Below are 13,657 nucleotides of genomic sequence, written 5' to 3'. Positions count from 1 at the left end.
ACCGGCCAGGTTCGACCCCCAGGCGGCGCCGATCCCGGCGCCGACGACCAGGCCGAGGAGGCTCCCGGCACGCGCGACCCCGCCAAGGCGGCGGAACCCGCCGACGGCGGCGGCCAGCACCACGATCAGGACGAGCAGGTCGAGCAGCGTCACGGCGCCCCTTCCCTCGGGTCTCACCACCGACGATGCCCGCCGCACCTGAGGCAGGACTGAGACGGGACTGAGATCGGTGGGAGACGGACCCCGGCGCCCTACAGCTCCCCGCGGCGCCGGGCCCACACGATGCAGCCCACCGGCACCCCGAACAGCAGCACGCAGATCACGACGGCGACCGCGAGTCCCGTCGGCAGCGACACGATCAGCAGTGCGAGGAGCGCGGCCGCGGCCATCACCACGCACACGAGCGGAAGCGACAGCGCGGTCCCGGTGCGCCGCACGGGCGGGTGCGGCTCACCCTCCAGGCCGGACAGCCAGTGCGCCAGTGCGGGATCGTCGCGCCGGGTGGCCGAGGAGATCTCCGCCAGCATGCGCAGTTCGCGCTCGTCGAGCGGACGAGCGGGGCGGTCCTCGAGCACGGCGGGCTCCTCGTCACGGTCCAGGTCCGGCGGACACGTGCCGCCAAGCCTAGGTGGCTCCGCGGTCGGCGGCCAGCACCACGTGCGCCGGTCAGGCGGACTCGGTCGCGCCGACCCAGAGGGCGTGCGCCAGCGAGGGGCCCCACTCCTGCTCGGCCTCGCCCGCCGGACGGTCCTCGGCCCCGGAGCGGCGCAGCCGCACCACGAACGGTCCCTCGAACGGCCTGCGGGTGAGCAGGTCGACCCGGTCACCGAGCCGGACGTCGTTCGCGTCGAGGTAGCGGAGCACCTCGGGGTCGGTGTCGTCGACGCGCACCAGGGCGCCGCCCTCGCCGTACTCGAGCTCGGGGAGGCGGCGGGCCCGGACCTCGGGCAGGGAGCCGTCCCGGCCCGGGATCGGATCGCCGTGCGGGTCGAACCGCGGGTGCCCGAGCCGGTCGTCGATCCGGTCGAGCAGCCGGTCGGAGACGGTGTGTTCGAGGGCCTCGGCCTCCTCGTGCACCTCGTCCCAGGCCAGGTCCAGCTCGGTGACCAGGAACATCTCGATGAGCCGGTGCCGGCGGACGACGGCGAGCGCCGACGTCCGTCCGGCCGGGGTGAGCGTGATGCCGGCATACCGGGCGTGGTCGACGAGCCCGGCGTCGACGAGCTTGCGGACCATCCCGGACGCCGACGGCGACGACACCCCCAGCCGCTCGGCCAGCGCGGAGACCCCCACCGCGTCCTCCCCGCGTTCGGCCAGCAGGAAGATGGTCTTGAGGTAGTTCTCCACGGACTCCGAGTGGCGTTCCGTGCTCATGCCCTCCACGGTATCCGCCGGGTCGCCGGGCCGGGACCGGACGTCGCGCGCGGTCGGGTCCGCTACCCCGCGACCAGCCGTTCCAGCACGCCCGTGTCGTACGGGGAACCGAGCGTGGCGGCCAGGCAGAGCCCGTTCACGGCGGCGACGAGCAGCGGCCTGCGGCCCGGGTCGTCGGGCAGCAGGCGCACCGCGACGTCGGCGAGCGCGTCGTCCCAGCGGTGCAGCTCGGTGGCGAGGTCCGCCCGCCGGGCCGCGTGCAGGAACAGCTCGTACTCGGCGACGGCCGACATCCGGTCGGGCCGGGCGCAGTCCTCCACCAGGGCGACGAGGGCGTCGACCGTGCCGATCGCCTCCAGCCGGGTGACGTACCGGTCGTTCACCGCGCTCAACGCGGCGACCAGCAGATCGTCCACCGAGGCGAAGTAGTAGAGCACCGCGCTGGGGGGCACGCCCGCCTCGGCGGCGACGGCGCGCTGGGTGACGGCCGCGGCGCCGCCCCGGCCGATCACCCGCAGCGTCGCGTCGATCAGGGCGAGCCGGCGCCGCTCACCCTTGCGCAGCCGCTGGTCGACCGGCTCAGGCATGGGCGGACGACCCGCCGAGTTCGAGGGCCAGCACCCCGCCGATGACCAGGACGATCCCGGCGGCCTGCACCCAGGTCAGCGACTCGCCCAGGAAGAACGCGCCGATCAGCGCGACGAGCGCGACCCCCGCGGCCGCCCAGACCCCGTAGGCGATGCCGAGCGCCATCCCGCGGGACAGGGCCTGGGAGAGGCCCCAGAACGCCGTCGCGTACCCGGCGACCGTGACCAGCGACGGCAGCAACCGGCTGAACCCGTCGGAGGCACGCAGCGACAGCGTCGCCGTCACCTCGGCCCCGATCGCGAGCGCGAGCCATCCCCACATGCCGATCCTCCTTCACACCGCCCGTACCCGAGGCACGGTACGCCGATTCTGGAGCAGATGCTCAGGTTTCTCCTGCCACCCGGTCGACCGACACGCGTAACGGTTTTCATTGGATACTGTGAAGCATCGTGACCACGCAGAGCAACCACTCGCTCACCACGTTCCCGGTGCCCCGCAGGCACCACGACGGACCGGACACCGCCGGCACCACCGCCCGGCTGGTCGCGCTGCACGATCAGCTCGCCCGGACCGACCTCCGCCCGGGGATCGTCGTCGACGCGGCGTTCGGGGAGCTCGTCGAGCTGTGCTGCCACCCGCCGGTGGGCTGTACCGAGCAGGTGCTCGAACGGGTGGCCGGGCATGCGGACGCGCTGCGCTCGCTGGCCGCGACCGGTGAGGGGCGCATGGAGGCGTACTGGTCGGACCGGATCACCGCGGCTCCCGACCCGGTCGCCGAGCTGCGCCGGTTCCCCTACCTGGGCAACTACCACGATCTCGTCCGGCTGGAGCTGGCCGCGCTCACCGCGGCCGGCGTGCCGGCGCCGCGCAGGGTGGCCGTCCTCGGCTCGGGCCCGTTGCCGCTCACCGGGCTGGTGCTCGCCGAGCGGCACGGGGCGGAGGTCCTGCACGTCGACCGGGACGGCACGGCGGCCGCCGCCGGTGACGCGGTCGCGGAGGCCGTCGGCATCCCGGCCCGCAGCCTGGTCGCGGACCTGGCGGAGCCGTTGCCCCGCACCGTCGTCGCCGAGCTGGGCCGGGCGGACGTCGTCGTGGTCGGCGCGCTGGTCGGCGACGACGCCCGGGCCAAGGGCGTGATCACGGCCCGGCTCGCGGCGGCCGCACCGCACGCGGTGCAGCTGGTGCGCTCCGCGGCGGGGCTGCGCACGCTGCTCTACCCCGCGGTGGCCGCGGCGGACCTCCCCGCCCTGGAGGTCCTGCTCGAGGTGCACCCGCGCACCGACGTCGTCAACTCCGTCCTGGTGGCCCGCCCCCGGTCGTGAGCCTCGTCGCGTCCCGGTTTGCCCGCGCCCACCGGCGGACAGTTCCCCGCCCCGGACAGGGGTGCAGTGCCGCACCGCCCTCGAGGTGAGGAGCCGGACATGCTGCGGACGACGGGTGGCTTCGCCCGCCCCTACACCCCCGTCCAGCCGGTCGGTGCCGCGTCCGGGACGGCGTTCGTGCTGGTCGGCGCCCTGGGGTTCGTCCCGGAGGTGACGGGCGGGACTGCGTTGCTGCGCGGGCGCCCGGTCGCCACCCGGGGCGGGTCGGTCACCGCCTGAGCGCCTGGACGCGGCACGCTGCGCGGTGGTCCGATGGGCCCGTGCCCGAGACCCCGCCCGACCCGGACCCCCGCCGGGACGCCGACGACGTCGGTGACCCGGTCTGCTGGCTGGACCGGCTCTGCCCGGAGTGCGGGGCGATGCCCTCGTCCGGCGCGGACGGCGAGCCGCCCGGGAGCTGCTGGCGCTGCGGTGCCGCCCTGGCGCGCTGAGCCGATCGGTGTGACCGGTCAGCGCACCGGCGGGTGCGCGCAGGAGAGCGAGCAGGTCCACGCGGCGACCGACCGCCGGACAGGCATCGCTGGGCGGCGGTCCGGGCCGCGCTGGCCGCGTTCGAGGAGATCGAGCAGGAGCTCGCCGGCCGGCTCGGGGCGTCGCGCATCGCGTCCCTGCGGTCGGTCCTGTCCGACCTGCTCGGCGGGGCGGAACCGGACCGGCCGGATCGTTGACCCCGGCCGTCCGGTCGTTCCCGCCGCGGCGAGGCCGCACGGTTGGGCGCGCCGCACAGGTTGGGTGCGCCTCGCACAGGTTGGGTGCGCCTCGCACAAGCCCGAAGTCATGCGGGGCGCGGCGAACCTGTGCGGCGCGGCGGCCGGCGCGGGCGCGGCGCGGTGCGGCGGCCGGCGCGGGCGCTCACCGCGCGGTCCGTCGCCGCCGGGGGCGGGAGGCGCAGGCGATGCAGGTCGTCGCCGCCGGCAGGGCCGCCAGCCGCTCCGGGGCGATCGGACCGCCGCACTCCCCGCAGGTGCCGTAGGCGCCGGAGGCGAGGCGGTCGACGGCACGGTCGAGGTCGTCCCGCTCCCGCTCGGCCGCCGCGAGCAGCCCCTGCAGCTGGGCACGCTGGACGGCGATCGTCACGCCCTCGGGGTCGTGCTCGTCGTCGTGGCTGGTCAGGGCCTGTTCCTCGGCCAGGGAGGCCAGCTCGTGCCGCAGCGACGCGACCCGTGCGGCGACGCGGTCGCGTTCTGCGGTGAGGGTGGCCCGATCCATCCACCCAGCATGACCTCCGCGACGTCCCTGCCGGACCCGCCACCCGGACGACCGGTCCCGTCGCCGCAGGGGTCGGCGGGACTGCGAAGGTGTCCGGCGTGGAACCGCTTCCCCGCCCGGTGTCCGGCGTCGGTGTCGTCCTCCAGCGCGACGACGGCCGGGTCGCGATCGGACACCGGGTCACCGCCGGCGAGACGCCCAGCTGGTCGTTCCCCGGCGGGCACCTCGAGGGCGGCGAGGCCCCGGTCGGGACCGCGCTGCGCGAGCTCGCCGAGGAGACCGGCGTCGTCGCTCCGGCCGGAACCCTGGTTGCGGTGTGCGTCCGCACCGCGGGCAGCGGCGTGACGTTCGCGGTACACGTGCCCGCGCCGGACGGGGTCGCGCCCGTCGTCACCGAGCCGCACGCCGTCGACGCCTGGACCTGGGCCGATCCGGACGACCTGCCCGGACCGCTGTTCGCACACACGGCCGCGGTCCGGCACGCGTGGCGCTCACCGGGCGTGCCGCTGGCGGGCTGGGACCTGCACACGATCGCCCGGTAGTCCGGAGCCGCCACGCGGTCAGGGCGTGCATGGCACGGCCCGGACCGGGGTACGGACCGGCGACGGACGGGGATGCGGAGGGATGCGATGACATCGGTCGAGCAGGCGGTCCGGAGCTTCCGCGGTCTCCCGGACGCCGCGGGTCACTCGGAACGCACCCGCGAGGAGCTGCGCGACGCCCTGCGCAAGGTCGACCTGCTCGACGACCCGCACGCCTGGCAGATCCTCGAGACCGTCGACGACGACGCCGTCCTGCTCGGACCCGACGGGCAGGACATCGGGACCTGGCGCGAGGGCCACCCGTACTCCGAACGGATGCCGCGACGCGAGTACGAGCAGCGCAAGCGGGCCCTGCAGATCGAGTTGCTCAAGCTCCAGTCCTGGGTCAAGGACACCGGCCGGCGCGTCGTCATCCTGTTCGAGGGCCGCGACGCCGCCGGCAAGGGCGGCACGATCCAGCGGTTCACCGAGCACCTGAACCCGCGCGGTGCCCGGGTCGTGGCCCTGGACAAGCCGTCCGGGCGCGAGCAGGGCCAGTGGTACTTCCAGCGCTACGTCGAGCAGCTGCCGACGGCCGGCGAGATCGTCCTGTTCGACCGCTCCTGGTACAACCGGGCCGTCGTCGAGCGGGTGATGGGGTTCTGCTCCGACGCCGAGTACCACCGGTTCATGCGCGAGGCACCCTCGCTGGAGCAGTCGCTGGTCGACGACGGCGTCCACCTGGTCAAGCTCTGGTTCTCGGTGTCGCGCACCGAGCAGCGCACGCGGTTCGTGATCCGGGTGCTCGACCCGCTGCGGCAGTGGAAGCTCAGCCCGGTGGATCTCGCCAGCCTGGAGCGGTGGGACGACTACACCGCGGCCAAGGAGGCGATGTTCGCCGGCACCGACACCGAGTGGGCGCCGTGGACGGTCGTCGACTCCAACGACAAGCGACGCGGCCGGATCGAGGCGATGCGGTGGGTGCTGGCGGGCCTCGACTACCCGTCCAAGGACGCCGACGTCGTCGGGACACCGGACCCGCTGATCGTCGGGCCGCCCGAGGCCGGGAGCGACGACGAGCCGGCCCCGGCCGAGGCCGGCTGAGCAGGTCCGTCCGCGCTCAGGCCTCGCCGCCCCGGCCGTCGGAGAACAGCAGGGCCGTCGCCCGGCCGAGGACCTCCCGCCGGGTGTGGCCGGGGTGGTCCGCCGCGATCAGGCCCGTCGCGATGGCGGCGCTGAACGCGAGCAGGCACCGCGCCTCGAGCTCCAGGTCGTCGGTGAACCGCCCGGCGAACTGCGCCCGCAGGTAGTCCATGCGGCGGCCGTCGACGCGCCGGAGCCGGTCGGCGACGTCCGGGTCCCGGCGCGCCCAGTCCCGGATCGCGAGGTCGACCGGTGTCAGCTCGCCGGAGAACGTCAGCGCGCCGGCACGCCGCGCCCGGGTCAGCGGATCACCGCCCTCCTGCTCGACCCGCTCCAGGACCTCCGCGACGGCCCGTCGCTCCCACGCGTCGAGCAGCGCGTCGAGCAGCGCCGGCCGGTCGGCGAAGAAACCGTAGAACCCGCCCTTCGTGACCCCGAGGTCCCGGGCGAGTGCCTCGATCCGCACCGCGTCCGGCCCGCCGGCGGCCAGCGTCCGGAGCCCGGCGTCGATCCAGGCCTCGCGCGGCGTGCGCGCCTTCGCCATCCCGGTCCCCTCCCCACGGACAGATCTATACGGAAGCGTATATCTCCGCTACCGTCTCCTTCTGTACGCATCCGTATACATCGGGAGCAGCCATGGACGCCCCACACCGGTCACCGGACGAGACCCGCGACCACCCGGCCGGGCGGGCCGCACTTCCACCCGGCCAGCGCCGGCGGCGCGACTTCCCGCGCTTCGCCCATCTCGGTGCCCGCCCCCCGGCCGTGCCGGCGGCGCCGGAGCTCGCCGTCACCGGCGCCGTGACCGAGGAGCTGCGGATCCCGCTGGCCGAGCTGGACCAGCTCGTTCCCCGGGTCGAGCGCGTCGCGGACTTCCACTGCGTCGCCGGCTGGTCCGCCACCGGGCTGCGCTGGTCCGGCGTCCGGTTCCGGGACTTCTGGGAGCAGGTCGTCCTGCCCCGCGGCGGGGCCGGCGACGCCGTGGCGATCGTCGCCCGCGGCGGGGACGGCGTGTCCGCGGACCTGGACCTGCGGGACGCCCTCGCCGACGACGTCCTCCTCGCCGACCGGCTCGACGGCGCACCGCTCGGCGCCGATCACGGGGCACCGCTGCGCCTGGTCAGCCCGGGACAGTACGGGTTCAAGAACGTGAAGCACCTCGCCGGCATCGAGATCCGCCGGACGCTGCCCGATCCCGGCAAGGGGAACCACCTGCGGGCACGGGTCGCCCTCGAGGAGCGCCACCCCCGGATCGACGGGCGGTTGCTCCGGCTCCCCTACCGCATGCTCATCCCGCTGATCGCCCGGCTGAGCCGGACCGGTGGAACGGGATCTTGATCGGCTCGAGCGGGGTGTTGCCGAGCACGATGTCCGCGGTCTTCTCCGCGGTCATCATCACCGGTGCGTAGATGTTCCCGTTCGGGATGTAGGGCATGACCGAGGCGTCGCAGACCCGCAGGCCCTGCAGGCCGTGGACGCGCATCGTGTCGGGGTCCACGACGGACATCTCGTCGACGCCCATCTTGGCCGTGCAGGACGGGTGCAACGCCGTCTCGGCGTCCTTGGCCACCCAGTCCAGGATCTCCTCGTCGGTCTGCACCGACGGCCCGGGCGAGATCTCGCCGCCGTTGAACGGCGCCATCGCGGGCTGGTTGAGGATCTCCCGGGCGACCCGGATCGCCTCCACCCACTCCTTGCGGTCGGTCTCGGTGGACAGGTAGTTGAAGCGGATCGCCGGGTGCTGCCGCGGGTCGGTCGACCTGATCTTCACGGTGCCGCGGGTGTCGGCGTACATCGGGCCGACGTGCACCTGGTAGCCGTGCTTCGCGGCGGCCGCGCTGCCGTCGTAGCGGATCGCCACGGGCAGGAAGTGGAACATCAGGTTCGGGTACTCGACCTGGTCGTTGCTGCGGGCGAAGCCACCGCCCTCGAAGTGGTTGGTCGCGGCCGGGCCGGTCCGGCCGAACAGCCACTGCGCACCGATCCACGGCCGCTTCCAGGTCGCCAGCGACGGCATCATCGACACCGGCTTCAGGCACTCGTACTGGATGTAGACCTCGAGGTGGTCCTGCAGGTTCTCGCCGACGCCGGGCAGGTCCGCGACGACGTCGATCCCCATCCGGCCCAGCTCGGCGGCGTTGCCGACACCGGAGAGCTGCAGCAGCTGCGGGGTGTTGATCGCGCCGCCGCAGAGGATGATCTCGGAGCCGTACACCTCCTGCGGGGCCCGGCGGCCGCGCTGGAACTCGACGCCGATCGCCGTGTCCCCGTGGAAGAGGACCTGGTTGACCTGGGCGCGGGTCAGGACGGTCAGGTTCTCGCGCTCCATCGCCGGGCGCAGGTAGGCGCCGGCGGCCGACAGGCGGCGGCCGCGGCGGACGTTGCGGTCGAACGGGCCGAAGCCCTCCTGGCGGTAGCCGTTGACGTCGTCGGTGCGCCCGTACCCGGCCTGGTCGGCGGCCTCGAAGAACGCCTGGAACAGCGGGTTCGTGGCCGGACCGCGCTCCAGCTCGAGCGGGCCGTCGTGCCCGCGGAACTGGCCGTGCGGCGGGTCGGCGAGGCAGTTCTCCATCCGCTGGAAGTACGGCAGGCAGTGCGCGTAGTCCCAGTTCGACATGCCCGGGTCGGCGGCCCAGCGCTCGTAGTCCATCGGGTTGCCCCGCTGGAAGATCATCCCGTTGATGCTCGAGCTGCCGCCCAGCACCTTGCCGCGGGCGTGGTAGACGCGGCGCCGGTTGAGGTAGGGCTCCGGCTCGCTGCGGTATCCCCAGTCGTAGAACTTGCTGCCGATCGGGAAGGTCAGCGCGGCCGGCATGTGGATGAAGACGTCCCACGGGTAGTCCGGCCGCCCGGCCTCCAGCACCAGGACCTTGTTCGCCGGGTCCGCCGAGAGCCGGTTGGCGAGGGCGCTGCCGGCGGACCCGCCGCCGACGATGATGAAGTCGTAGTTCCGGTCGCTGCTCACGTCTGCTCCAGGAAGTGGATGGATGGGATGTCAGGGCACGTCGGCCGGGTTCGGCGCCGCGTGCTCGGGCAGGGTCCCGAGCTGGTGGCGGCCCTTGAGCCGGAACCACACCAGGCCGGCCACGGCGACCGCGCCGATGAACAGGAACGCGATCCAGCGCAGCACGCCGGAGCCGTAGACGTCCTCACGCGGCCAGGCGAGGTTCAGCGCCATCGCGGCACCCCACACGACGGCGACCAGGTTGACCGGCAGCCCCCAGCGCCCGAGGGTGAAGAACCCGCGCGGGCGGTCCGGGCGCGGCCACTGCCCGCGCAGGCGCTTCACCAGCAGCGGCACGGTGACCAGCAGGTACGCCAGGTAGATCATGATCACGGCGACGCTGGTGACCGCGGTGAAGATCTCCGGGGTGCCGATGTTGACGACCAGGATGGCGGTGGCCACGACCCCGATCACCACGGCCGGCACGACCGGGGTCTTGAACCGGGGGTGGATCCGGGCGAGGACCCGGCCGCCCGGCAGGGCGTTGTCGCGGGCCATCGCGAACATCAGCCGGATCCCGGCGGTGTGGACCGCCAGCGCGCACACGACGACGGCCACCAGGATCGCGAGCAGGAACACGATGCCCATCGGGCCGCCGAGCACCTGCAGGACGATCAGCTGCAGGCCGCCCGAGCTGGTGCCGAGCTCCGGGTCGGCGAGGTCGGGGGCGGCGAGGATCCCGAACAGCAGGATGAGCCCGCCGATCACGAAGGAGGCGGTCACGGCGCGCAGGATCGCGGTCGGCGCGGTGCGGCGCGGGTCGACGGTCTCCTCGCCGAGCGAGCTGGCGGTGTCGAAGCCGTACATCACGTACGCCGAGGCGATCGAGGCCAGCACGAACGCTCCGAGGTAGCCGCCGGAGACGCCGTCACCGAGGCCGTTGGTCTCGAACAGCACCGTCGGCGGGTGGACGGCGTTCCAGGCCAGCGCGCCGATCAGCAGGACGGCCGCGACGAGCTCGATGAACACGCCGACGCTGTTGATCTTGGCCATCAGCCCGACCCCGAAGGCGTTCACCAGCGTGGTGAAGAGGATCAGCAGCGCACCCCAGGCGACCGCGCTGATCCCGAAGTCGAGCGGCCCGGTGCCGTCGCCCCACAGCTGGAAGCCCGGCCAGATCTTGGGCAGGGTCACCTGGACCGCGAGCACCACCGCGGCCAGGGTCACCACCGACGCCGTGAACATCATCCAGCCGGCCAGCCACGACACCGTGGGCCCGGCCAGGCGCTTGGCCCAGTTGTAGACCGAGCCCGCGACCGGGTAGTTCGCGGCCAGCTCGGCGAAGCACAGCGCGACCATGAACTGGCCGACGAACACCGCGGGCCACGACCACCAGTAGGCGGGGCCGCCGCTGCCGAATCCGAAGTAGAACAGCTGGAACGTGCCGGTGAGGATGGAGATGTAGCTGACGCCCGCCGCGAAGCTGGCGAACTTGCCGATGCTCCGCTCCAGGGTCGCGCCGTAGCCGAACTCGGCGAGCCCGTGGTCGGAGTCCTGGCTCTGCGCGGACGCCGCGTCCGCGCCGCCGCGCTCGATCGTGCTCATCGTGTGACCTCCTGACGGCCCGCCGTTGGACCGTGGGGTGGGTGGGCCGTGCGGCCCCGGTCGGGAGTGCTCGTCCCTGCCTCAGCCCCGGAACCAGCCGGTGGGAGCGGGGGCGAGGTTCTGGTAGATGTGCTTGGTCTCCTGGTACTCGGCGAGGCCGTGCTCGCCGAGCTCGCGGCCCACGCCGGACCGGCCGAACCCGCCCCACTCGGCCTGCGGCAGGTACGGGTGGTAGTCGTTGATCCAGACGGTGCCGTGCCGGAGCCGGCCGGCGACCCGCTGCGCCCGGGACGCGTCACCGGTCCAGACCGCGCCGGCCAGGCCGTAGTCGGTGTCGTTGGCGATCGCGACCGCCTCGTCCTCGGTGTGGAACCGCTCGACGGTGACGACCGGGCCGAAGACCTCCTCGCGGACCGCGGTCATCGTGCGGTCGCAGTCGCCGAGCACGGTCGGGCGCAGGTAGAAGCCGTGCGCCAGCTCCGGGTCGTCCGGCCGGTTCCCGCCGGTGACGAGCGTGGCTCCCTCGTCCAGCGTGGTCCGGATGAACGCCTCGACCTTCTCGCGGTGCGCCGCGGACACCAGCGGGCCGACCTCGGTGCCCTCGGCCAGGCCGTTGCCGAGCCGGATCCGGTCCGCGCGGCGGGCGAGCTCGGCGACGAACCGGTCGTGGACCGTGTCCTGCACGACGAGCCGGGCGCCGGCCGAGCAGACCTGTCCGGAGTGGAAGAAGGCCGCGGCGAGCGCGTTGTCCACCGCAGCGGAGAAGTCGGCGTCGTCGAAGACGACGTTCGGGTTCTTGCCGCCCAGCTCGAGGGCCACCCGGCGCACGCCCCGCGCGGCCCCGGCCATGATCTTCTCGCCGGTGGCCAGGCCGCCGGTGAAGGAGATGAGGTCGACGCCCGGGTGCTCGACCATCGCCGCGCCGACGGTGCCCGGGCCGAGCAGCAGGTTGACCACGCCGTCGGGCGCGCCGGCCTCCTGGATCAGCTCGGTGAGCGCGATCGTGGTGAGTGGCGTGAGCTCGCTCGGCTTCATCACGACGGTGTTCCCGGCGGCCAGCGCGGGCGCGACCTTCCAGGACATCTGCAGCAGCGGGTAGTTCCAGGGCGCGATCAGCGCGCACACGCCGACCGGCTCGTGCACGACCCGGCTGACGACGTCGGGGCTGCCCGCGTCGACCATCCGGCCGTGGTCCTTGCCGGCCATGTCGGCGTAGTAGCGGAAGACGGCGGTGACGTCGTCGACGTCGATCCGGCCCTCCTCCAGGGTCTTGCCGGTGTCCAGCGACTCGAGGCGCGCGATCTCCTCCCGGTCGCGGACCAGGAGATCGGCGATCCGGCGCAGCAGCCCGCCGCGCGCGGTCGCCGGCGTGCTGCGCCAGGGCCCCTCGAACGCCCGGCGGGCGGCGTCGACGGCGAGATCCACGTCCTGCGGGCCCGCGACGGCGACGGCGCGCAGCACCGAGGCGTCGTAGGGGTTGAGCACGTCGAGCTCGGCCGGGTGGACCGGCTCGGTCCATGCCCCGTCGATGTGGAGCTCCTTCATCGCATCCTCCGCGTCGGCGGTCGAAAGTGTGTACAGGAGTACACTAACTGTGGACGGATGTCCATAGACGGACCGGGACGGGAGTCAGACCGCGCTCGGGCGCGCCCTCCCGGACCGGACGTCGGCACACGACGTGGGACGATCAGGACAGGCACCCGGGGGGAGGAGTCCGATGGCGGCAGGTACGGACACGGCCCGACGCAGGACGCGCGGTCCGAACGACCCCGGACGGCGGGACCGAATCGCCGACGCGGCGATCCAGGTGGTCAGCGAGCACGGCATTCCCGGGCTGACCCACCGGGCCGTCGCGAAGGTCGCCGGCGTGCCGGTCGGGTCGACGACCTACCACTTCAACACCCTCGAGGACCTGCTCCAGGTCGCGATGAGCGAGGCGGCCCGGCGTAACACCGAGCAGCTGCGCGAGTGGGCCGACGGCCTGCCCGACGGTGCCGACTTCGCCGCCGAGTGGGCCCGCCTGGTCGCCGACCAGCTCGACGAGCGGCACCGCGCCACGACCGCCGAGTACGACCTGTACGTCGCGGCGCTGCACCGGGAGTTCCTGCGCCCGGCCGCCGCGATGTGGGACGAGGCGCTCGTCGAGATCTTCGGGTCCCGGACGGACCCGCTCACCGGCCGGCTGTTCGCGGCCCTGTTCTGCGGGTTCGTGCTGCAGGCCTCGCTCGCGGACCCGAAGCCGACCCGGGCACAGATCGAGGAGCTGGCCCGGCGGGCGCTGTCCGGGCCGTGAGCGCCGTCGCCGGCCCCAGCCGGCCGGCACCGCGAGGGTCGCGGCCCGGCGCGAGGACGGTCGTGGCGGCGGCCGCCTCAGTCGCCGCGAGAGCTCCGGGGCCGGATCCGGGAACGCCGGGGCCGCTTCGCCGCCGCGTCGGACCGGTCGCTCAGCTCGATGCGCGTGGCGTCCGACTGCTGGCCGATGCCCTCGACGACGATCTCCACCAGGCCGTTGCCGAACTCGGCGTCGATCTGCTCGCGCCGGGTACCGCCGGGCAGCGTGATCGACCGCCGGAACTCGCCGTAGCAGCGTTCCCGGACGTAGAGCGTGGGCTCGTCCCCGAAGTCCAGCGCGCGGGCCCCGGACACGGTGAGCACCCCGTTGTCGAAGCGGAGGTCCACGTCGTCGGGCTCGACCCCGGCCAGCTCGATCCTGATCACCAGCCGGCCGTCGACGGCGAATATGTCGGTGGTCGGCACCCATGCGCTGGCGTGGGTGCGCTCCCCTTCCTCCTGGAGCTTCTCGCGTCCGCGCGACCCCATCTCCCGGAGCCGGTGGAGCTCGGTGAACAGGTCGGTCACACCTTCGAGCGGGTCGTGACGGTGGGGCATCG

General features: G+C 73.8%; 19 protein-coding genes (1 of these 19 running past the window's edge). 8 read left to right on the top strand and 11 right to left on the bottom strand.

Annotation, left to right across the window (positions count from 1 at the left end):
• The 5 genes from H7X46_RS01905 to H7X46_RS01885 all read right to left on the bottom strand — a co-directional run.
• Nucleotides 1–153, bottom strand: partial view of a CvpA family protein gene (locus H7X46_RS01905; protein ID WP_186357759.1) — the 5' portion only. 366 nt of this gene lie to the left of the window's left edge; the window shows 153 of its 519 coding nt (coding positions 1–153); the start codon lies at nucleotides 151–153; the stop codon falls past the left edge of the window.
• Nucleotides 154–251: 98 nt separating this feature from the next.
• Nucleotides 252–575, bottom strand: coding sequence for a DUF3040 domain-containing protein (locus H7X46_RS01900; RefSeq protein WP_186357758.1), 324 nt, complete (start codon nucleotides 573–575; stop codon nucleotides 252–254).
• 91 nt (nucleotides 576–666) lie between these two features.
• Complete coding sequence (locus H7X46_RS01895; RefSeq protein WP_222131162.1) at nucleotides 667–1,374, bottom strand: metal-dependent transcriptional regulator; 708 nt, start codon at nucleotides 1,372–1,374, stop codon at nucleotides 667–669.
• Between the two features lie 62 nt (nucleotides 1,375–1,436).
• A complete protein-coding gene (locus H7X46_RS01890; protein WP_186357757.1) occupies nucleotides 1,437–1,961 on the bottom strand; it encodes a TetR/AcrR family transcriptional regulator in 525 nt (174 codons plus the stop codon).
• Nucleotides 1,954–2,283: a multidrug efflux SMR transporter gene (locus tag H7X46_RS01885; protein WP_186357756.1), complete on the bottom strand. Its 330-nt coding sequence runs from the start codon at nucleotides 2,281–2,283 to the stop codon at nucleotides 1,954–1,956. Before H7X46_RS01885 ends, H7X46_RS01890 begins: the two co-directional genes overlap by 8 nt.
• A gap of 128 nt (nucleotides 2,284–2,411) precedes the next feature.
• Between H7X46_RS01885 and H7X46_RS01880 the strand changes: the two genes are divergently transcribed.
• From H7X46_RS01880 to H7X46_RS01865, 4 genes are all read left to right on the top strand, one after another.
• Nucleotides 2,412–3,284, top strand: a complete 873-nt coding sequence (locus H7X46_RS01880) for a nicotianamine synthase family protein (protein WP_186357755.1) — start codon at nucleotides 2,412–2,414, stop codon at nucleotides 3,282–3,284.
• 99 nt (nucleotides 3,285–3,383) lie between these two features.
• Nucleotides 3,384–3,563 (top strand): hypothetical protein, encoded by a 180-nt coding sequence (locus tag H7X46_RS01875; RefSeq protein WP_186357754.1) that lies wholly within the window; start codon nucleotides 3,384–3,386, stop codon nucleotides 3,561–3,563.
• 41 nt (nucleotides 3,564–3,604) lie between these two features.
• Entirely contained in the window at nucleotides 3,605–3,775 is a 171-nt protein-coding gene (locus tag H7X46_RS01870) for a hypothetical protein (protein ID WP_186357753.1), read from the top strand.
• A 33-nt stretch (nucleotides 3,776–3,808) separates the two neighbouring features.
• Complete coding sequence (locus H7X46_RS01865; RefSeq protein WP_186357752.1) at nucleotides 3,809–4,012, top strand: hypothetical protein; 204 nt, start codon at nucleotides 3,809–3,811, stop codon at nucleotides 4,010–4,012.
• Nucleotides 4,013–4,196: 184 nt separating this feature from the next.
• Here H7X46_RS01865 and H7X46_RS01860 read toward each other — a convergent pair whose 3' ends face one another.
• Nucleotides 4,197–4,553, bottom strand: a complete 357-nt coding sequence (locus H7X46_RS01860) for a TraR/DksA C4-type zinc finger protein (RefSeq protein ID WP_186357751.1) — start codon at nucleotides 4,551–4,553, stop codon at nucleotides 4,197–4,199.
• Between the two features lie 98 nt (nucleotides 4,554–4,651).
• On the opposite strand from H7X46_RS01860, the gene H7X46_RS01855 reads away from it, so the two are divergent.
• Nucleotides 4,652–5,095, top strand: a complete 444-nt coding sequence (locus H7X46_RS01855) for an NUDIX domain-containing protein (protein ID WP_186357750.1) — start codon at nucleotides 4,652–4,654, stop codon at nucleotides 5,093–5,095.
• A gap of 87 nt (nucleotides 5,096–5,182) precedes the next feature.
• Nucleotides 5,183–6,178 (top strand): polyphosphate kinase 2, encoded by a 996-nt coding sequence (gene ppk2, locus H7X46_RS01850; protein ID WP_186357749.1) that lies wholly within the window; start codon nucleotides 5,183–5,185, stop codon nucleotides 6,176–6,178.
• Nucleotides 6,179–6,194: 16 nt separating this feature from the next.
• Here ppk2 and H7X46_RS01845 read toward each other — a convergent pair whose 3' ends face one another.
• Nucleotides 6,195–6,761 (bottom strand): TetR/AcrR family transcriptional regulator, encoded by a 567-nt coding sequence (locus tag H7X46_RS01845; RefSeq protein ID WP_186357748.1) that lies wholly within the window; start codon nucleotides 6,759–6,761, stop codon nucleotides 6,195–6,197.
• Nucleotides 6,762–6,853: 92 nt separating this feature from the next.
• Between H7X46_RS01845 and H7X46_RS01840 the strand changes: the two genes are divergently transcribed.
• Complete coding sequence (locus tag H7X46_RS01840) at nucleotides 6,854–7,555, top strand: molybdopterin-dependent oxidoreductase (RefSeq protein ID WP_186357747.1); 702 nt, start codon at nucleotides 6,854–6,856, stop codon at nucleotides 7,553–7,555.
• Here H7X46_RS01840 and betA read toward each other — a convergent pair.
• From betA to H7X46_RS01825, 3 genes are all read right to left on the bottom strand, one after another.
• The gene (gene betA / locus H7X46_RS01835; protein ID WP_186357746.1) at nucleotides 7,506–9,182 is read right to left on the bottom strand and encodes a choline dehydrogenase; all 1,677 of its coding nucleotides are present in this window, start codon (nucleotides 9,180–9,182) and stop codon (nucleotides 7,506–7,508) included. The genes H7X46_RS01840 and betA overlap by 50 nt on opposite strands.
• Nucleotides 9,183–9,212: 30 nt before the next feature.
• Nucleotides 9,213–10,766 (bottom strand): APC family permease, encoded by a 1,554-nt coding sequence (locus tag H7X46_RS01830; RefSeq protein WP_186357745.1) that lies wholly within the window; start codon nucleotides 10,764–10,766, stop codon nucleotides 9,213–9,215.
• 81 nt (nucleotides 10,767–10,847) lie between these two features.
• On the bottom strand, nucleotides 10,848–12,311 hold the full coding sequence (locus H7X46_RS01825) for an aldehyde dehydrogenase family protein (RefSeq protein WP_186357744.1): 1,464 nt from the start codon (nucleotides 12,309–12,311) through the stop codon (nucleotides 10,848–10,850).
• Nucleotides 12,312–12,483: 172 nt separating this feature from the next.
• On the opposite strand from H7X46_RS01825, the gene H7X46_RS01820 reads away from it, so the two are divergent.
• The gene (locus H7X46_RS01820; RefSeq protein WP_186357743.1) at nucleotides 12,484–13,059 is read left to right on the top strand and encodes a TetR/AcrR family transcriptional regulator; all 576 of its coding nucleotides are present in this window, start codon (nucleotides 12,484–12,486) and stop codon (nucleotides 13,057–13,059) included.
• A 77-nt stretch (nucleotides 13,060–13,136) separates the two neighbouring features.
• Here H7X46_RS01820 and H7X46_RS01815 read toward each other — a convergent pair whose 3' ends face one another.
• Entirely contained in the window at nucleotides 13,137–13,655 is a 519-nt protein-coding gene (locus H7X46_RS01815; protein ID WP_186357742.1) for an Hsp20/alpha crystallin family protein, read from the bottom strand.
• Between the last annotated feature and the right edge of the window lie 2 nt (nucleotides 13,656–13,657).

The sequence above is a fragment of the Pseudonocardia sp. C8 genome, assembly GCF_014267175.1.
Taxonomy (GTDB): domain Bacteria; phylum Actinomycetota; class Actinomycetes; order Mycobacteriales; family Pseudonocardiaceae; genus Pseudonocardia.
This window is presented reverse-complemented; position numbering and strand designations above follow the sequence as displayed.